The following is a 17275-nucleotide window of genomic DNA, read 5'->3' as shown; positions in this document are numbered from 1 at the left end:
ACGCCGCGTTCGCGTACAACCTGGCGGCTTGGAGGGCGGCGACCATGGGCGATCGGCACAAGGGCGAGTCACTGACCGAGTTCGTCAGCGCGGGCGGACCGTTGCGCGGCGCGGCGCTGCACCGGCTGGCGCTGGGCAGCGCGGCGGCCATGGCCAGGATGCACGCCCATGGCGTGACCGGCCTGCGGCTCACTCCGGACAACGTCGCGCTCGGCACGCGCGGCCAGGTGCTGGTGGGTGTGCAGGGCTCGCCGGGCCGCGGCGGCCAGGCCGCCGACGTGCGGGACTGGGCCGAGCTGGTGAGGTTCGCGAGCGGGTCCGGCGCGCTGCCGCAGCCGCTGCGCGGGATCGTCGAGCGGTGCCGCCGTCCGGAGCCGGCCGGCCGCCCTTCGGCGGCCCATGTCGTACGCGTCCTGCTGGGCCACACGATGGCGACGGCGGTCGCCTCCGTGGACGACCTCCTGCGGAAGTAAGCAGGTCACCCGATTTGTTCATACACTTCAGTGCGCAACACAACAGGGCAATCCCGGGCTAACCCGGGCATTCCCATAGCCTGTGTGTGCCGCCCGGAGTGGGGTGAGTCACAATGGCAGCAGAGGAGGCAGAGTGAACACCGAAGATGTGCTGGGCAAGGCCCCCCTGTTCGCCGCGCTCGACCGCGAGAGCGCCGCGGCGCTGCGGACGAGCATCACCGAGGTCCAGCTGTCCAAGGGACAGACCCTCTTCCACGAGAACGAGACCGGCGACCGGCTCTACGTCGTGCTCGAAGGCAAGATCAAGCTTTCCCGCACCTCGCCCGACGGCCGCGAGAACCTGCTGAGCGTGCTCGGCCCGAGCGAGATGTTCGGCGAGCTGTCGCTGTTCGACCCGCGTCCGCGCACCGCCACGGCGACGGCGCTGACCGACGTGCGCCTGGCCGGGCTGGGCCACGACGACCTGCGCCCGTGGCTGACCGGCCGCCCCGAGGTGGCGCTGCACCTGCTGCGCGCGCTGGCCCAGCGGCTGCGCCGCACCAACGACGTGCTGGCCGACCTGGTCTTCACCGACGTGCCCGGCCGGGTCGCCAAGCAGCTCCTCGACCTGGCCGAGCGGTTCGGCGCCAAGACCGACGACGGCATGCGCGTGCACCACGACCTCACGCAGGAGGAGCTGGCCCAGCTCGTCGGGGCCTCGCGCGAGACGGTGAACAAGGCCCTGGCCGACTTCGCCCAGCGCGGCTGGCTGCGCATCGAGGCCAAGGCCGTGGTCATCCTCGACATGGACCGGCTCTACAACCGTTCCAGGTAGTCGAGCTGGGCCCGCACGGAGACCTCCGCGGCGGGCCAGAGCGACCTGTCGACGTCGGCGTACACGATCTCGACGACCTCCCGCGGCGTGCGCGCGCCCTGCGCCTGCGCCGCCCTGATCTGGTCGAGCCGCTGCCGCCGGTGGGCGATGTAGCCGTCGAGGGCCGCGATCGGGTCGGGCAGCACCGGGCCGTGGCCGGGCAGCAGCGCCCGCGCCCCCAGGCCCTCGGCCGCCGCCCGCAGCCGGTCGAGGCTGCGCAGGTAGTCGCCGAGGCCGCCGTCCTGGGCGATGATCGTGGTGCCCCGGCCGAGGACGGTGTCGCCGGTCAGCATGGCCCGGTCCTGGGGCAGCCAGAAGCACAGCGAGTCGAACGAGTGGCCGGGCGTGGCGTGGACGTGCAGCTCCAGGCCGTCGACCGTGATCACGTCGCCGTCGCCGAGCCCTTCGTCGCCGAGCCGGTGGCGCGGGTCGAGGGCGCGTACGGGGGCGTCGGCCAGCTCGGCGAACCGTTTCGCGCCGCCGCTGTGGTCGGCGTGGCCGTGCGTGAGCAGGATCTGGGTGACCCGCCGTTCGCCCAGATGGTCGCGTACGCGCAGCAGGTGCGCCTCGTCGTCGGGCCCGGGATCGACCACGACCGCGTCGCGGGTGCCGATGACCCAGGTGTTGGTGCCGTCGAGCGTCATGGCGGACGGGTTGGGCGCCAGCAGGTTCTCGGCGTGCTCGGTACGGGAGCCGTCGGGCGTGCCGAGCGGGATGTGCAGGCCGCTCACGGCGTCATCAACCTCATCTCCCCCTCGACCTCCACGGCCGCCGGCAGGATCGCGGTGATCCGCCGCTCCTCGGCCAGCACGGACGCCACGCTGTCGTGCCCGGCCAGCTCGGTGAGCGTGTGGGAGGTGGGCGGCATCAGGAAGATCTCACCCGCGCGCCACAGCTCGATCGCCTCGGCCGGCCGCCGCCACACCACGTGGTCGGCCTCGCCCCCCACGTCGCGCGTGCGCTGGCCCTCGGGCAGCACCGCCACGAAGAACCGGGTGTCGAACCTGCGCTGCTCGATCTCCGGCGTGATCCAGTGGGCCCACGGCTTGAGCAGGTCGGAGCGCAGCACCAGGCCCCGCTTGGCCAGGAAGTCGGCGAAGGCCAGACTGCGGTCGATCAGCGCCAGCCGGTCGGCCTCCCAGTCGTCGCCCGTGGTGTCCTCGACCACGCTGTCCGGCCCCGGCCCCGCCAGCAGCACGCCGGACTCCTCGAACGTCTCCCGCACGGCCGCGCACACCAACCCGCGCGCGACGTTCTCACTGGCGTGGAAGACCTCGCCCCACTCCTTGGGGGACGGCCCGGCCCAGGCCACCGCCTGGTCGGTGTCGCGCGGATCGACGGAGCCGCCGGGGAAGACGTAGGCGCCCGCCGCGAAGGCCATCGTGGACTTCCGCCGGAGCAGGTAGACCTCGGGCCCGCCGCGCGGGCCCGAGCCGCGCAGGATCACCACCGTGGCGGCGTCGCGCGCCGGGACGGGGGCGAGCCGCCCGGCGATGATCTCTCTGGCTCGCGCGGCGAGCTCGTCGGGAAGGGGAAGACCGGCCACCTGACCTCCTACTAGAACATCACTCGGTCATGGTGACACATCCTGATGGTCAGGAGACCTCCGCGATCAGCTCCACTTCCACGGGGGCGTCCAGCGGCAGCGCGGCCACGCCCACGGCGCTGCGGGCGTGCTTGCCCGCCTCGCCGAACACCTCGGCCAGGAAGTCGCTGGCGCCGTTGGCCACCTGGGGCTGCTCGGTGAAGCTCGGCGCGCTGGCCACGAAGACCACGACCTTGACGATCCGCCGCACCCGGGACAGCTCGCCCAGCTCGGCCTTCAGCGCGGCCAGCGCGTTGAGCACGCAGATGCGCGCCTGCGCCTTGCCCTCGTCGACGCCGAGATCGACGCCGAGCTTGCCGGTCTGGTGCAGCTTGCCCTCCAGCATGGGCACCTGGCCGGAGGTGTAGACGAGGTCACCGGTACGGACGGTCGGCACGTACGCGGCCAGCGGGGTCACCGGCTGGGGCAGCTCGTACCCGAGCTCGGCGATCCGCTCCTCGGGGCTCACGCCTTCTCCCGCTTGAAGTAGGCGACGAGCTGCTCGGGCGAGGCGCCCTGGACGACCTGGACGAGCTCCCAGCCGTCGGACCCGAAGTTGTCGAGGATCATCTTCGTGTTGTGGATCAGCACCGGAGCGGTGAGGTACTCCCATTTCTTCATGGCATGACGATCTCATGGAAAGCCGCTTCCCGGCCTGTCACCCCACCCATACGGGGGGCGGTGACCACAATGTGAGCAATCAAACGGTGGCCGTCGAGTTTCGACAAGTAACCGTTCGGTAGCCTCGAAACGTGGACTCTCCGGACACGGATTGGGGCGACGTGCGGCTGCACGTCGTCACCGGCAAGGGCGGCACCGGCAAGACGACCGTCGCCGCCGCCCTCGCCCTCGCACTGGCCGCGGGCGGGCGCAAGGTGCTGCTCGTCGAGGTGGAGGGCAGGCAGGGCATCGCCCAGATCTTCGACCTGCCGCCGCTGCCCTACGAGGAGCGCAAGATCGCCGTCGCGCCCTCCGGCGGCGACGTGTACGCGCTGGCCATCGATCCCGAAGAGGCCATGCTCGAATACATGGAGATGTTCTACGGCATGCGCAGGGCCGGACGCGCGCTGACCAAGATGGGCATCGTCGACTTCGCCACCACCGTGGCCCCCGGGTTCCGCGACGTCCTGGTCACCGGCAAGACGACCGAGGCCGTGCGCAGGCGGGGCAAGAACGGGCGCCGGGTCTATGACGCCGTCGTCCTCGACGCGCCGCCCACCGGCCGCATCACCCGCTTCCTGAACGTCACCCAGGAGGTCGCCGGCCTGGCCAAGGTCGGACCGATCAAGAACCACTCGGAACTCGTGAACGGCGTCGTGAAGTCCAGGGAGACGATGGTGCACTTCGTCACTCTCCTGGAGGAGATGCCGGTGCAGGAGACCCTCGACGGGGTCGCCGAATTGCGCTCGGCCGGGCTTCCCGCAGGTTGCGTTTTCATCAACATGGTCCGTGAATCACTGCTTCCACCGGCCGCTCTTGACATGGCTGTCAAGGGCCGATTCGACGTGGGCGAGCTGGCGCTCGGCCTGAAGGCGGCCGGTCTCGCCGACACCTCCGACGCCGCCGCGATGGCCGAGGCGCTCGCCGAGGAGGTCGTCGAGCACGCCCACCGCACCGAGCTGGAACACGCCGAGCGCGAGTCGCTGGCCGAGGCCGGCCTGCCGCGCGTCGAGCTGCCGCTGCTGGCCGACGGCGTCGACCTGGCCGGCCTGTACGAGCTGGCCGAAGTCCTCCGCACCCACCGGGGAGCAGTGTGAAGAAGCCCATCCCCCTCGACGTCGACGCGATCCTCGACGACAAGGGCACCCGGATCATCGTCTGCTGCGGCTCCGGCGGCGTCGGCAAGACCACGACCGCCGCGGCCCTCGGCCTGCGCGCCGCCGAACGCGGCCGGTGCGCGGTGGTGCTGACCGTCGACCCGGCGCGCCGCCTGGCCCAGTCGATGGGCCTGACCGAGCTGGACAACACCCCGCGCCTGGTCAGCTCGCCCGACGGCGGCGGCCAGCTCTTCGCCATGATGCTCGACATGAAGCGCACGTTCGACGAGATCATCGAGGCGCACGCCGACCCCGAGCGGGCCCGCCAGATCCTGTCGAACCCCTTCTACCAGTCGCTGTCCTCCAGCTTCTCGGGCACGCAGGAGTACATGGCGATGGAGAAGCTCGGCCAGCTCCGCCGCTCCGACGAGTGGGACCTGATCATCGTGGACACGCCGCCCTCGCGGTCGGCGCTGGACTTCCTGGACGCGCCGGAGCGGCTCGGCCGCTTCCTCGACGGGCGGTTCATCCGGCTGCTCACCGCCCCCGCCAAGGCAGGCGGGCGCAGCGCGTTCCGGCTGCTCAACGCCGGGTTCGGGTTGATGGCCGGAGCGATGACCAAGCTGCTCGGCGCACAGGTGATCAAGGACCTGCAGACGTTCGTGTCCGCCCTGGACGCCGTGTTCGGCGGGTTCAGGCAGCGGGCCGAGATGACGTACCAGCTGTTGCAGGCGCCGGGCACGGCCTTCCTCGTGGTGGCCGCGCCGGAGCGCGACGCGATGAGGGAGGCGTCGTACTTCGTGGAACGGCTCGCCGAGGAGCGCATGCCGCTCGCCGGACTCGTGGTGAACCGGGTGCACGTGTCGCCCGGCTCGGCGCTCTCGGCGGCACGCAGCGCCGCCGCGGCCGAGGACCTGGAGTCGAGGGGCGAACACGAGTTGACGGCCGCTGTGCTGCGGCTGCACACCGGCCGGATGCAACTCGCCACTCGCGAGAGCCGCGAGCAGGAGCATTTCGTCTCGGCTCATCCCACGGTGCCCGTGGCACAGGTACGTGCGATGTCCGGAGATGTCCACGATCTAGCCGGACTGCGGCAGATCGGGAACCTGTTGGCGAGCGCGTAGAGAAAGCACGGCCGACGGGCGGCGCCGGCCGTGCTCTCCCGCCGCGGGCCAGATCAGCCCGCGATCAGCTCATTGGTCCGTTCGTACTCTTCCTTCGCGGACTCGAGCAGGTCGCGCCACGAGTCCACGTCGGGCCGGCGCCTGAGCAGCGCACGGCGTTCGCGTTCGGTCATACCGCCCCACACCCCGAACTCGATGCGGTTGTCCAGCGCATCGGCGAGGCATTCGGTACGGACCGGGCATCCTCGACAGATCAGCTTCGCCCTGTTCTGTGCGGCGCCCTGGACGAACAGCGCGTCCGGGTCCGCACCCTTACAGGCGGCACGGGAGGTCCAATCCGTGATCCACATTTTTCGACCCCACTCCCCTTAGGTGGTCAGTCGTCATTTGGGGCCGACGGGCGCGGGCGCCGAGCCTCCGTATTCAGTTGCCGCAGAGGATGAACGTACGCAACTTCACGTTCGGGCCGACAGACCCCAGAGGACCAATTTCTCGCCGGACTGTTGACCGGGAATGACTAGTCACCCCTCCCAGTCAAGGCGAAATGGTGTCGTGTTACCGATAAGGACAGTGTTTCGACGTACCCTTGGGAGCGTGCAAGCGAAGGGCAAAGACCGCTCCCACCCGCTCCTCAGCGTCCTGCGTCTGATCATCGCCGGGACGGCGGCGGGTGTGCTGGCGGCGGCGGTGGCGCTGCCGGCGGTCGGCGGGGCGGGCGTGTCGGCCAAGACCGCCATGGACGGACTCGAACTCAAGCCCAGGGAACTCGACGAACCCCCGCTGCCGGAACGCACGAAGCTGGTCGACGCCAACGGCAAGCAGATCGCCCAGTTCTACTACGAGAACCGGCAGTCCGTGACCCTCGACAAGGTCGCGCCCATCATGCAGACCGCGCTGATCGCGATCGAGGACTTCCGCTTCTTCGAGCACGGCCCGATCGACGTCGAGGGCACCGCCCGCGCCCTGGTGAAGAACCTCACCGGCGGCGGCGTCATGCAGGGCGGCTCCTCGATCACCCAGCAGTACGTCAAGCAGGTGCTGGTCAACAAGGCCGAGACGCCGGAGGAGCAGCAGGCGGCCATCGCCCCGACGATGTCCCGCAAGCTCCAGGAGCTGCGGTACGCCATGGCGATCGAGCGCAAGTACAGCAAGCAGCAGATCCTGGAGAAGTACCTCAACATCGCCTACTTCGGCGCGGGCGCGCACGGCATCCAGGCCGCGGCCAGGCGCTTCTTCGACAAGCCCGCCTCCGAGCTCGACCTGTCGGAGGCCGCCACGCTGGCCGGCGCCGTCCAGAACCCGGCCCGCACCGACCCCAACGTCGGCCCCGAGTCCCGCGAACGGCTGCTGATGCGCCGCAACACCGTGCTCGACCGGATGGCCGAGATCCACAAGATCACGCGGGCGGAGGCCGACGCGGCCAAGGCCGAGAAGCTCGGCTACAAGGACGTCAAGTTCCCCGGCGGCTGCGAGGCCAGCAAGTTCCCGTACTTCTGCCTCTACGTCCAGTACGAGATCCTCAACAACGACGACTTCGGCAAGAACCAGGACGAGCGCAGGAAGCTGCTCCAGCGCGGCGGCATGACGATCAAGACCACGCTCGACCCCAAGATGCAGAAGGCCGCCGAGAAGGCCATCAAGAAGTACGTCAGCCCCAAGGACAAGCCCGTGGCCGCGCAGGCCATGGTCGTGCCCGGCACCGGCGAGATCAAGGCGATGGCGGCCTCGCGCAAGTTCGGCGGCAGCAAGAAGAAGAACGAGATGAGCTACAACGTCGTCGCCGACGCCGCGCACGGCGGCGGGCGCGGGTTGCAGCAGGGCTCGACGGCCAAGGCGTACACGCTGGCCACCGCCCTGGAGGAGGGCCTGAAGTACGGCGACGGCTTCCCCTCGCCGGCCGGGTTCACCGCGAGCGGCTACAACTCGTTCAAGGACTGCAAGGGCGAGAACGTCGGCGACCCCTCGCACACCGCGCACAACTCCAGCGAGGGCGGCGGCGGTTTCAAGACCCTGCAGACCGGCACGTGGGGCTCGGTGAACACGTTCTTCCTCAAGCTGGAGCAGGAGGTCGGGCTCTGCAAGGTCGTCAAGCTCGCCAAGCGCCTCGGCGTCAAGCGGGCCGACGGCGGCAAGCTGCGCGAGGTCGAGACGTTCACGCTGGGCGTCAACGAGGTCGACCCCGTGACGATCGCCAACTCCTACGCCGTGTTCGCCTCGCGCGGCCAGTACTGCAAGCCGCTGGCCATCACCGAGATCAAGGACAGGAACGGCGCCGCCAAGCAGTACAAGCCGAAGTGCTCGCAGGTCATGGAGGAGGAGGTCGCCGACGCGGTCAGCGGCATCCTGTCGGGCGTGTTCACCAAGGGCACGATGAGCGGCGTGGGCGGCATCGGTCGTGACGCGGCCGGCAAGACCGGGACGACCGACGACTACATGTCCGCCTGGTTCGCCGGTTACACCCCGAACCTGTCCTCGGCCGTGAGCCTCGGCGACCCGCGCGGCGCCTCCACCCACAAGCTGATCGGGGTCACGATCGGGGGCCAGTACTTCCCGTACGTGTACGGCGCCTCGATCTCCGGGCCCATCTGGAAGCAGGCGATGATGCAGGCGCTCAAGGGGGTGGAGCCGGTGGAGTTCACGCCGGTGGACCACTCGCGGTTCGGCGGCTGCTCCGACAAGTGCGCGCCGAAGCCCAAGAAGAAGAAGCGCGACGGCGACGAGGGGCCCAGGGACGGCGATCCGTTCGACAACTTCTTCGGCGACCACAACGACCGCGGCGACGGCGGCGACGGCGGCGACGGCGGCGGGGACGGGCGCGGGCCGGGCGACTGGCAGCGGCCGGGCAACGGGTTCGGCGGCGGAGGGCTCGGCGGAGGACTCGGCGACGGGCTCGGCGGCCAGGCCAACCTCGGGCCCACAGCCCCGGCGGCCCGAACCCGCCGCTGAGAGACACTGGGCGGCCCCGAACGGCCTTGGCCACCGATTGCCCCTCTATGGCCGCCCAGCCCCTCGCACAACGCCTTCAGAGGCTCCGTGGGGACGGCCCTCAGCCGGCCGTCCCCGACCACCTCCCACAACGCCCCTCACCCAGACGCCGCGGCCCGCTCGCCGCGGCCGCCCGGCGAACCGGCAGCGCCGCTCCCTCGGACCACCACCGCCTGCAGGCCAGTTGCCGCCCCCTCGGGCCGCCACGTCGGACCGCCGCCACCGTTCCGTCAGAACGCCGCAGCCGTCTAGGACCGCTAGCGCCACGTCGGACCATCGCCGCGGCTCCTTCGCACCACCACCGCCTCTAGGCCGCTGCCGCCACCACGAGCCGCTCCGTCGGACCGCCGCTGCCATGTGAACCGCCACCGCCCTGTCGGGCCGTCGCCGCGACCGCGGACCACTTGCGTCGTCCTGTGGGGCCGCTACCGCCCCAAGGCTGGTGTCCCGAGGGCGGCGTCCCGAGGCTCGGGTCGCGGGGGCGGCGTCCCACGCGAAGGCGTCCCGTGCGAAGGCGGCGCGGTGTGGCGATCGGTGGGGGGAAGGGGGCCGGGGTCAGGCGGTGAGGCGGGCGCGGACGGCGGCGGCGACGCGGCCGCCTTCGGCCCTGCCCGCGACCTTGGGGTTGACCACCTTCATGACCTGCCCCATGGCCTGCGGCCCCGACGCGCCGGTCTCGGCCACGGCCGCGTCGACGATCTGGGCCAGCTCCTCGTCGGAGAGCTGCGCCGGCAGGTACTCCTCCAGCACCGCCTGCTCGTCCAGCTCGGCCTGGGCCTGCTCGGTGCGTCCGGCGTTCTGGAACGCCTCGGCGGCCTCGCGCCGCTTCTTGGCCTCCTTGGTCAGCACCTTGATGACCTCGTCATCGCTGAGCTCCCTGGCCGCCTTGCCCGCCACCTCCTCGACGTTCACGGCCGCCAGAGCCATGCGAATCGTCCGGAGACGGACTTCGTCCCGGCTCTTCATCGAGGCCGTGAGATCGGCCTTCAGCTTGTCCTTCATTGCGCTCATGCGGTCCATCTTGCCGTCTGCCGGGACGGCTCGTGCCCGTTGTCAGGCATCATGAGTACGTGAGGAAAGCCGTCGCAGTGCCCCTGTCCATGATCGGTCTCGGCCTGGCCGGGCTGGGCTACGCCTCCGTCGTGGAGCGCAACTGGTTCCGCCTGCGCCGCTTCGACGTGCCGGTGCTGGAGCGCGGGCGGCGTCCCGTACGCGTGCTGCACCTGTCCGACCTGCACCTGACCCCCAGGCGCACGATGCTCATCAACTGGGTGCGCTCCCTGGGCGCCCTGGAGCCCGACCTGGTGGTCAACACCGGCGACTCGATCGCCCACCCCGAAGCGGTCCCCGCGCTCCTGCACGCCCTGGAGCCGCTGCTGTCCCGTCCCGGTCTGTTCGTCTACGGGTCCAACGACCTCTACGCCCCCCAGCCGAAGAACCCGGCCCGCTACCTCTGGCGTACCTCGAAGAACGACCGCCGTCAGCACATCCCCAACCTCCCGTGGGAGGAACTGGGCGCCGGCATGGCCGCCGAGGGCTGGCTGGACATGAACAACACCACCGCCCGCGTCAAGATCGGCGACCTCGACGTCGCGGTGGCGGGCATCCACGACTCCCACATCTCCCGCGACCGCTACGACCTGGTCGCCGGCCCGGCCCCCGCCGACGCCGACCTCCGCCTCGGCGTCATGCACTCCCCCGAGCCCCGCAACATGACCCGCTTCGCCGAAGACGGCTACCAGCTCCTGCTCGCCGGCCACACCCACGGCGGCCAGCTCTGCGTCCCGTTCTACGGCGCCCTGGTCACCAACTGCGGCATCGACCGTGCCCGTGTGAAGGGCCTGAGCCGGCACGAGAACGCCTGGCTGCACGTGTCCGCCGGCCTCGGCACCTCGCCGTACGCACCGGCCCGTTTCGCGTGCTTCCCGGAGGCGACGTTGCTCACGCTGGTTCCGCGACGCTGAGGCGGTCACGAGTACCCGCGAAGTCCGCTAGACTTTCTCAAGCACGCGCAAGACGGGCGTGCACCGGGGTGTAGCGCAGCTTGGCAGCGCGCTTCGTTCGGGACGAAGAGGTCGTGGGTTCAAATCCCGCCACCCCGACACAGTTTGACCAGGTAGAGGGTCTGATCCGCTAAGCGGGTCGGGCCCTTTTCCATTTCCGGCAGTCGACGGGAGTCATCTCATTCGGACTCATCCCGTTGGCTTGTCACCGAAGGTCGTGTTCACGGTGTGGGCGCCCTTGGTGATCATCGGCTTGAGCTGGTGCCGGTAGACCGCTTCTGTGACGTCTGTGCCCGGCGTGCCCCATGAGATCGGCGATGGGGACGCCCTGGTCCCTCATGGTGGAGACGAACGATTTACGTAGTTCGCGAGGTGTCCAGCCGGTTCCGATTCGCCTTGCTTGACCGCGCCACACGGGATGGTCAAGGTTGAGGTTCTTCGGTGTGCTTACGACGTTCAGCCCCGCCGTGCCGCCGAGACGGCACCGAGTCCCGCCTAGCAGTAGAAATTCACCGAACTGCCCGTCATCGGGCGACTTGATCCCCTCGCTACGATACGCGGCGTGAGCGATGACTCTTCCGTGATGAGCACCGGGCGCCTGGAGGCGTTCAGCGACGGCGTTTTCGCCATCGCAATCACCCTGCTGGTGCTTGAGATCCGGCTGCCCGAAGGCTGGGAAGAGGACCTCGGGGGTGCGTTGATCGGCCTGTGGCCGTCCTACCTCGCCTACATGGTGACGTTCCTGCTGGTGGGGATGATCTGGATGAACCACCATCGGATGTTCCACTTCATCCAGAGGACTGACGGCCTGCTGCTGGCCCTCAACGTGCTCCTCCTGATGGATGTCGCCTTCCTGCCGTTTCCCACGCATGTGCTGGCCGAGGCGCTGCACGCCGACCACGGCACCCAGATGGCCGCCGTCTTCTACGGAATCGTGCTGGTGATCGGCGGCATCTTCTACAACGCCGTGTGGTGGTACGCCTCGTCAGGGCATCGTCACCTCGGCGGGCACATCACTCCGGCCGAGGCGCGCTCGTTGCGATTTCGCTGGGGCATGGGGCCGGTGCTCTATCTCGTCGCGACCGTCATCGGCGCGCTCAGCGCGATTGGCGCGCTCGTGTTCTACGTGTTGCTGCTGATCTTCTACATGTTCGACATGCGCCCCAGGCGACAGGCTGCGTAGCACCCGGCAGGCCATCATCGACGGCGGCGGTGGCCTGTCGAGAGCGTTGCCCATGCAGGATCGCACGGGCAGACAGCCTCATCGAAGTGCGAAAAGTCGCAACAGGTCTGCTTGCTCGGGGGTTACTGAAAGTGCCGGGCTATGTGCGTTCGGGTAAATCTCCGTTGCCGCCCACTGCGCTGCTCGAACGCTGGAGGCGGCTCCGATCTTGACGCCGCGCGCACGGAGCTCCGCCAGCAACTGCTTGGAGTCGAACAAGTACACCGACTCGATACACCAAGGACGAGTGCCGCCTCGCGACGAAGCCGCCGGAGATGCAGGCCCCGTCAGCACGAGGTAGTAGTCGAGCACTGTCCGCTCGGTGACGTCCAGTAGGCCCTCGCGCTTGAGATACCACTTCACATTGACAGTGCGGCCACGCAACGGACCGGACGTGAACTGGCCATCGACTGCGGCGGCCACGGCGGACGTCTCCAACTGGATTCCGAAGACTTGCGCTGCGATCCACTCGCCCAGATGGCCCGCGGTCATGGGACGCTGGATAGTCGCTGCGATCTTCTCATCGACACCGTTCCGCTCCCTCAGCAACGCGGCAATCTGTTTCACATCGGCGTCGCTCATGCCGCTCTGCCTTCCACTCCCGGCCTACATGTCGAGGTGTTACGCCTACCGAAAGACCGGAGAGTCAGCGAAGTGCCGGTCGCACACCGCCCACCAACTCTCTCCGCGGGCATCACGCACCAGGACGCTTCGGGTCGCCTGATTCGGGCAAGGTGCTCCCCACGTGCATTCGCCTCGCCGCGCTGGACTCTCGGTGCCGTGCGCGCCGGCATTCCACTCACGTTCTTCTATGAGCTCCACGCCTTCAACATAGACCTTGCGGTTTCCGCCGTCTCCATGGTGAAACAAAGCGAAGGACGCCGCCCGAGAACTCGGTGGGACCACCTGCCTACGCGTACATCGCCAGATCAGATCTCACCCGCGGCGCCGGGGGGCTCACTGCACGGGTGAGGTGGCGAGTTCGGTGGGTGCCGCGGTGAAGGGACCAGGCAGGACGGTCCGTGTCGGGTTCTTTCTACTGGTTCGCGGGTTGGTAGCCGTCCGGCAGGCCGTTCTTGACGTACCGGGTCTTGCCGGTTGCCAGGTCGAGGAAGAAGGTTCTGCGCTCCCCCGCCCCCGCGTTCTCCCGGAGAACCTGGAAGGGGCCCTTGGTCGACCAGCCCTCGCCTGCTTCGATCGCATCCCCGCCGGGGAGGCGGGGGCGCACGCGGTGGATGCGCTTGCGGGTGGTGAGGTCGTAGGTCTCGACGAGTTCGCCGTAATCGCTGATGACCACGAGCCGGCTGCGGTCCGGCTTGAGGAAGGCGGTGCGGGAGTCCAGAAGCACGTCGCGGATGGCGATGTTCAGCAGTTCCTTGCCGCGATGGTCGTGGGCCACCAGGCGGGAATCCGTCGTGGTCACCACGCCTGCGGAGTTGACCTCAAGCACTTGCAGCGCGCCGGGAAGCGTGATCTCGTTCCACGACTTGGTGTCGATGACGCGGGTGCCGTTCTTGGTCAGGGCGACGTACCGGCCGCGGTCGCTGATGCTCACCTCGGGCACGTCCGCGTCGGCGAGCCGGCCGCTGAGATCACGCCGGTTCCCCGCGTGTTCGTGAACCATGCGGCGCGAGGTCCGGTCCAGGTAGACGGCGGTTCGCCGATCGGGGCTCACCACGAACGGCGCCGCCCTCGGCGCCCCGCCCTTCATGAGGACGTACGGCGCGGCCTGCGGGAACGGGTCGCCGTCCACCAGCCAGTAGCGGCACGGGTCGTCCATCTGATCGGACCATGGGCAGGTGGGCCTTTTCACCTTGCCGATTTTCCGGAAGGAAGCCTGCTGCTCCGGAAACTGCCGGGGCGTCGTGTACTGCTGCGGTTCGCTCGCCGGCTCCTGCCGGGGCGCGATGAGCACACCGGCGAGCACTGTCGCGATTCCCGCCAAATAGCCGGTGCGAACAGACCATCGGCGAATGGCCGACTCCGTCTGGTCCGGCATTTCCGGCCGGGCCTTTCGCTCGCCGCGCGATATCACCGTCACCACCGCGACCACGAGGGCAGCATGGGCCAGCCGGGTCGAGGTGAATCCGCGCGATATCAGAAGGTAGCAACCTGTCACGGCGGAACCGCACACGGCGAGCAGCCAAGCTCGTCGATAAAGGGCGTCAGCGGCCGGCGGCCGTACGACACCGAGAACCGGAACCGCGCACCAGCCCAGAACGAGATAGAACGGATCCGCAGTCAGCCCCGCCACAGGGGCGGCGAGGACCACGGCCACCAGCCGCCACCGGCGCAGCCCAGCGAAATAGGCGACGATCCGGCGGCCATTGGCGCTGGTGACGGTGAGGCCCGTCAGAACGGCGAACCGGTCGAGGCGCCCCTGACTGAGGGGCACGGCTGCGGCCAGTACGGTGACCAGCACCGCCACCCAGAAAATCACCGGGGGTATCGTCACAAGGCGCCACGATATATGGTTCCGTCTCGTGAGTTCAGCGGATATATGGCAGCAATTCGGCGTTGCCCGGCGTACGCGACGATTGCCGCTCGTGGTGTCCTGTTGTCTCGTGCTGACGTGTGTGGCGGGGGGTTTGTCGTGGTCGGGGGCGATAACGCCGCAGACCAACTGGCTAATCGACGACTTCTTTGTCGGGGCTCAGGTGGACGACAATGGCGTGCTGTCCACCAGGGCCGAGATCGAGCTTGAGAACGAGGCGATTTCCCCATTCACCATCACGGATATCTCGCTGTCCATACCGGGGCTGCGCCTGCTCCCACCCGAGGAATCGCTGGGCGAATCGGCCGAGATCACTGTTGAGGGCGACGGATTCGGCACGGTGAGCCGGCGCATCGTCATCACCGACTGCGGGGCGGTGCCGCACGAGCCGCAGCCGATCCGATTCACCTACCGGACCTGGCTGGGGTCGGGTTCGTCGGATGTGACGCCGGCTTCGTGGGAGAAGACAGGGAGGACGGACCGTGTTCCCGTCGCCTGGCAGCGCGGCCTGGCCACGATGGCGTGCAACAAGGCGGTGAGCGGCGAGTTCTGACCGCCGCCCCACACGAGAAGGGCACTGCGCGTGCGTCCCGTCACGAAGATCGCCACCGGGCTGGTCATCGCCTTCGGCGCCCTCCGCTTCAACGGCCTCGACCTGCTGTTCGACCCCGTCGGCTGGGGACTGTGCGCCGACGGGCTGCTGCGTCTGCAGCGGCCGGGCGACGCCTTCGCCAGGGCCCAAGCGTGGGCGGTCGGCATGATCCCCGTCTCACTGGTGGCCGTCTTCACGGGCGGTACGCCTACGTACGAGCCGATCACGTACATGATCGGCACCGCCGCCACGGTCGGCGGCCTGGTCACCGTCTGGCTGATCGCGGACGCGCTCATGACCCGGATGCGCTCGGGGGGCGGCAGCTCACAGGTCCCCCTGCTGGACGTGTTGCGCTGGGCGGTGACGGGTCTGGGCACGGCCGGCCTGCTGGCCGCTCACGGCTACAGCGAGTTGTCACCCGTCCTGCTCGTCGGCTGGTTCGTCGCGCTCGTCGCCCTGGTCGTCGTGCTCTATCGCGCGGCCGGCAGGCCGGAGTTCTCCGCCGTCCCGCCGGCCTCCGACGACAAGGTCGGCTCCGGGTAGCGCGATGACGATCACGTCTCAGGCGGGCATCCGGCCTTCTCCTTCAGCGTGCGCACGAGGTCGGCGGGCAGGTCCGAGTCGCTGACCTGGACTGCCGCCTTACCGGCCATCGTCAGGTAGCCGCCGACGACGTGCATGGTCTCCGGGACCGACGCCTTGGTCACCGGCTCGGTCTCCTTGCCCTCCTTCGTCCAGAAGGCGGGACCGAGGACGTCGAACGCCTGGATGTCCACCCCCCGGTCCTTGAGCAGGGCGCGCACCTCGCTGACGGGCCTGTTGTAGTACGGCGCGCAGTGCATGGGCTCGCCGGGCACGTCGAAGCCGGTGATGATCTGGTATTCCTCACCGGGACGCGCCTCCCGGCCGAGGACGAGCTCGGCCGAGCCCTTGAAGTCCCGGCGGACCTTGATGCTGATCGGGCAGCCGCCCACCGTCTCGCAGCCTTCCTGCCGGTCGATCACCTTGATCCCGTCCGGTTCCACCGTGCTCGGGGCGACCGAGCCGACGTTGCTCGGCGTGGAGGGCAACAGCCGCAGCTTGACGTCGAGCCCGGCCTCGCGCAGCTGCTGCTGGTACACCTCCGGCTTGGCGAACACGTCCTTGACCTCGATGACGAAGTAGCCCCCCTCGTCCTTGACGTCGAGGGCCGAGGCCGAGGCGGGCCCGAGGGTGACGATGACGGCCAGCGACGCCGCGAGGGCGCCCAGCGCGGCCGGCAGCGCGAGCAGGGCGCGCCGCCTCCTGCGCGCGGGCAGGGCCGGGGCGGGCTCCTCGTCCATGATCTTGTACATCGTCTCCTTGGCGCCGGGCGTCAGCCCCGGCCCGGCGGGCGGCGCGAGCCGCCTGACGATGTCGTCGAGCTGCGGGTTCATGAGGTCTCCTTGGCGAGACGGACGGCCCGCGGGCCGTACCGGGCGAGATCGGGGTCGTCGGCGGCGAGCTCGACGGCCAGACGCTTGCGCGCGCGGTGCAGGCGCTGCCGGACGGCGAGGCGCGAGCAGCCGAGCACCTGCGCCAGCTCGGCATTGCCGAGCCCCTCCCAGGCGACGAGCGAGAGCACCTCGCGGTCGTCGGCGGACAGCCGCATGAAGGCCGCGCGGGCGGTCTCGGGCACGGCGTCCGCCCCCGGGTCCGCCGCGTGGTCCGCCGCCGGGCCGGTCCATTCCGCGAGCTCGGCGCGCAGGCGCGTGGTGAGGGCCGCCCTGCGGGACTCGCCGCGGCGGTGGTTGGCCAGGGTGCGCCGGGCCACGCCGTACAGCCAGAGCCGGGCGCGGTCGCCGGTCGGCACCTCGCCGAGCCGCCGCCAGGCGGTCGTGAACGTCTCGGCGATGACGTCGGCGACGTCGTGAGGGTCGTCGCTGCGCCGCCGCACATGGCCGGAGACGGTCGCGTAGTGCTCGGTGTAGAGCTCCTCGAAGCGCTGCCGGGGGTCCGGTGGGCCCACGCGGTCGTCCCTTCCGTAGGGGTATGTCACAACAGGCAGGTGTCCGGATGGTTCCAGGCGTGACAGACGAATACGCAGAAGGCCGCCTCCGGCTCCGGAAGCGCGCCTTCTGGTCGGGGTGTTCCGACAGGCCCGAGCCGCCGGGGTCGTAGACGATCTCTCAGGGGGGACAGGTTGACGTAGATCATGCCGGCGAGCTC

At 69.5% G+C, this 17275-nt stretch carries 19 protein-coding genes and 1 tRNA gene; 10 read left to right on the top strand and 10 right to left on the bottom strand.

Going from position 1 to position 17275, the window contains the following annotated elements; genetic code table 11:
• The first annotated feature begins 44 nt into the window (after nucleotides 1-44).
• Together ACWEJ6_RS13270 and ACWEJ6_RS13265 are read left to right on the top strand one after the other, a co-directional pair.
• On the top strand, nucleotides 45-473 hold the full coding sequence (locus ACWEJ6_RS13270; protein WP_452423682.1) for a hypothetical protein: 429 nt from the start codon (nucleotides 45-47) through the stop codon (nucleotides 471-473).
• A 133-nt stretch (nucleotides 474-606) separates the two neighbouring features.
• Nucleotides 607-1287: a Crp/Fnr family transcriptional regulator gene (locus tag ACWEJ6_RS13265; protein WP_352321378.1), complete on the top strand. Its 681-nt coding sequence runs from the start codon at nucleotides 607-609 to the stop codon at nucleotides 1285-1287.
• Here the strand turns inward: ACWEJ6_RS13265 and ACWEJ6_RS13260 are convergent.
• The 4 genes from ACWEJ6_RS13260 to ACWEJ6_RS13245 are packed head-to-tail and all read right to left on the bottom strand — an operon-like array spanning nucleotide 1269 to nucleotide 3532.
• Nucleotides 1269-2057, bottom strand: coding sequence for an MBL fold metallo-hydrolase (locus tag ACWEJ6_RS13260; RefSeq protein WP_452423680.1), 789 nt, complete (start codon nucleotides 2055-2057; stop codon nucleotides 1269-1271). The two genes, ACWEJ6_RS13265 and ACWEJ6_RS13260, sit on opposite strands and share 19 nt — an antisense overlap.
• A complete protein-coding gene (locus ACWEJ6_RS13255) occupies nucleotides 2054-2872 on the bottom strand; it encodes an NUDIX hydrolase (RefSeq protein ID WP_358290486.1) in 819 nt (272 codons plus the stop codon). The genes ACWEJ6_RS13260 and ACWEJ6_RS13255 overlap by 4 nt, the downstream gene beginning before the upstream one ends.
• Before the next feature lie 49 nt (nucleotides 2873-2921).
• On the bottom strand, nucleotides 2922-3380 hold the full coding sequence (locus ACWEJ6_RS13250; protein ID WP_358290489.1) for a RidA family protein: 459 nt from the start codon (nucleotides 3378-3380) through the stop codon (nucleotides 2922-2924).
• A complete protein-coding gene (locus ACWEJ6_RS13245) occupies nucleotides 3377-3532 on the bottom strand; it encodes a hypothetical protein (RefSeq protein ID WP_452423678.1) in 156 nt (51 codons plus the stop codon). Before ACWEJ6_RS13245 ends, ACWEJ6_RS13250 begins: the two co-directional genes overlap by 4 nt.
• 131 nt (nucleotides 3533-3663) lie before the next feature.
• Here ACWEJ6_RS13245 and ACWEJ6_RS13240 point away from each other — a divergent pair, with 131 nt between their 5' ends.
• Together ACWEJ6_RS13240 and ACWEJ6_RS13235 are read left to right on the top strand one after the other, a co-directional pair.
• Entirely contained in the window at nucleotides 3664-4668 is a 1005-nt protein-coding gene (locus ACWEJ6_RS13240) for an ArsA-related P-loop ATPase (protein ID WP_452423675.1), read from the top strand.
• Entirely contained in the window at nucleotides 4665-5792 is a 1128-nt protein-coding gene (locus tag ACWEJ6_RS13235; RefSeq protein ID WP_452423673.1) for an ArsA family ATPase, read from the top strand. The genes ACWEJ6_RS13240 and ACWEJ6_RS13235 overlap by 4 nt, the downstream gene beginning before the upstream one ends.
• 53 nt (nucleotides 5793-5845) lie before the next feature.
• Here the strand turns inward: ACWEJ6_RS13235 and ACWEJ6_RS13230 are convergent, their stop codons facing one another.
• Nucleotides 5846-6142 (bottom strand): WhiB family transcriptional regulator, encoded by a 297-nt coding sequence (locus ACWEJ6_RS13230; RefSeq protein WP_090771382.1) that lies wholly within the window; start codon nucleotides 6140-6142, stop codon nucleotides 5846-5848.
• Between the two features lie 244 nt (nucleotides 6143-6386).
• Here ACWEJ6_RS13230 and ACWEJ6_RS13225 point away from each other — a divergent pair, with 244 nt between their 5' ends.
• Nucleotides 6387-8738, top strand: a complete 2352-nt coding sequence (locus ACWEJ6_RS13225) for a transglycosylase domain-containing protein (protein WP_452423671.1) — start codon at nucleotides 6387-6389, stop codon at nucleotides 8736-8738.
• Nucleotides 8739-9332: 594 nt separating this feature from the next.
• On the opposite strand, the gene ACWEJ6_RS13220 is transcribed toward ACWEJ6_RS13225, so the two are convergent.
• Nucleotides 9333-9788 (bottom strand): GatB/YqeY domain-containing protein, encoded by a 456-nt coding sequence (locus ACWEJ6_RS13220; protein ID WP_352321362.1) that lies wholly within the window; start codon nucleotides 9786-9788, stop codon nucleotides 9333-9335.
• 89 nt (nucleotides 9789-9877) lie between these two features.
• Between ACWEJ6_RS13220 and ACWEJ6_RS13215 the strand changes: the two genes are divergently transcribed.
• From ACWEJ6_RS13215 to ACWEJ6_RS13205, 3 genes are all read left to right on the top strand, one after another.
• Nucleotides 9878-10741 (top strand): metallophosphoesterase, encoded by an 864-nt coding sequence (locus ACWEJ6_RS13215; RefSeq protein WP_352321394.1) that lies wholly within the window; start codon nucleotides 9878-9880, stop codon nucleotides 10739-10741.
• A 64-nt stretch (nucleotides 10742-10805) separates the two neighbouring features.
• Nucleotides 10806-10879 (top strand) — tRNA-Pro (locus ACWEJ6_RS13210).
• A 463-nt stretch (nucleotides 10880-11342) separates the two neighbouring features.
• Nucleotides 11343-11963: a TMEM175 family protein gene (locus ACWEJ6_RS13205; RefSeq protein WP_352357460.1), complete on the top strand. Its 621-nt coding sequence runs from the start codon at nucleotides 11343-11345 to the stop codon at nucleotides 11961-11963.
• A gap of 78 nt (nucleotides 11964-12041) precedes the next feature.
• Here ACWEJ6_RS13205 and ACWEJ6_RS13200 read toward each other — a convergent pair whose 3' ends face one another.
• Both ACWEJ6_RS13200 and ACWEJ6_RS13195 read right to left on the bottom strand, forming a co-directional pair.
• Complete coding sequence (locus ACWEJ6_RS13200) at nucleotides 12042-12584, bottom strand: hypothetical protein (protein ID WP_452423668.1); 543 nt, start codon at nucleotides 12582-12584, stop codon at nucleotides 12042-12044.
• A gap of 454 nt (nucleotides 12585-13038) precedes the next feature.
• Nucleotides 13039-14442, bottom strand: coding sequence for a hypothetical protein (locus ACWEJ6_RS13195; protein ID WP_452423666.1), 1404 nt, complete (start codon nucleotides 14440-14442; stop codon nucleotides 13039-13041).
• A gap of 43 nt (nucleotides 14443-14485) precedes the next feature.
• Here ACWEJ6_RS13195 and ACWEJ6_RS13190 point away from each other — a divergent pair, with 43 nt between their 5' ends.
• Both ACWEJ6_RS13190 and ACWEJ6_RS13185 read left to right on the top strand, forming a co-directional pair.
• Nucleotides 14486-15049, top strand: coding sequence for a hypothetical protein (locus ACWEJ6_RS13190; RefSeq protein WP_452423664.1), 564 nt, complete (start codon nucleotides 14486-14488; stop codon nucleotides 15047-15049).
• Nucleotides 15050-15079: 30 nt separating this feature from the next.
• Nucleotides 15080-15631 (top strand): hypothetical protein, encoded by a 552-nt coding sequence (locus ACWEJ6_RS13185; protein ID WP_452423662.1) that lies wholly within the window; start codon nucleotides 15080-15082, stop codon nucleotides 15629-15631.
• 11 nt (nucleotides 15632-15642) lie between these two features.
• Here the strand turns inward: ACWEJ6_RS13185 and ACWEJ6_RS13180 are convergent, their stop codons facing one another.
• Both ACWEJ6_RS13180 and ACWEJ6_RS13175 read right to left on the bottom strand, forming a co-directional pair.
• The gene (locus ACWEJ6_RS13180; protein ID WP_452423660.1) at nucleotides 15643-16503 is read right to left on the bottom strand and encodes a hypothetical protein; all 861 of its coding nucleotides are present in this window, start codon (nucleotides 16501-16503) and stop codon (nucleotides 15643-15645) included.
• On the bottom strand, nucleotides 16500-17075 hold the full coding sequence (locus tag ACWEJ6_RS13175) for an RNA polymerase sigma factor (protein ID WP_452423658.1): 576 nt from the start codon (nucleotides 17073-17075) through the stop codon (nucleotides 16500-16502). Before ACWEJ6_RS13175 ends, ACWEJ6_RS13180 begins: the two co-directional genes overlap by 4 nt.
• Between the last annotated feature and the right edge of the window lie 200 nt (nucleotides 17076-17275).

It is taken from the genome of Nonomuraea sp. NPDC004702 (assembly GCF_053601695.1).
Note: the sequence above shows the minus strand (reverse complement) of the source record. Positions and strands in the feature narration are given on the sequence as shown.

What these genes read in the sequence shown, in the direction of transcription:
- ACWEJ6_RS13270 (WP_452423682.1), top strand. Translation starts at nt 45, where the DNA reads ATGGGCGATCGGCACAAGGGCGAGTCACTGACCGAGTTCGTCAGCGCG.
- ACWEJ6_RS13245 (WP_452423678.1), bottom strand. Translation starts at nt 3,532, where the DNA reads ATGAAGAAATGGGAGTACCTCACCGCTCCGGTGCTGATCCACAACACG.
- ACWEJ6_RS13230 (WP_090771382.1), bottom strand. Translation starts at nt 6,142, where the DNA reads ATGTGGATCACGGATTGGACCTCCCGTGCCGCCTGTAAGGGTGCGGAC.
- ACWEJ6_RS13220 (WP_352321362.1), bottom strand. Translation starts at nt 9,788, where the DNA reads ATGAGCGCAATGAAGGACAAGCTGAAGGCCGATCTCACGGCCTCGATG.
- ACWEJ6_RS13215 (WP_352321394.1), top strand. Translation starts at nt 9,878, where the DNA reads ATGATCGGTCTCGGCCTGGCCGGGCTGGGCTACGCCTCCGTCGTGGAG.
- ACWEJ6_RS13200 (WP_452423668.1), bottom strand. Translation starts at nt 12,584, where the DNA reads ATGAGCGACGCCGATGTGAAACAGATTGCCGCGTTGCTGAGGGAGCGG.
- ACWEJ6_RS13180 (WP_452423660.1), bottom strand. Translation starts at nt 16,503, where the DNA reads ATGAACCCGCAGCTCGACGACATCGTCAGGCGGCTCGCGCCGCCCGCC.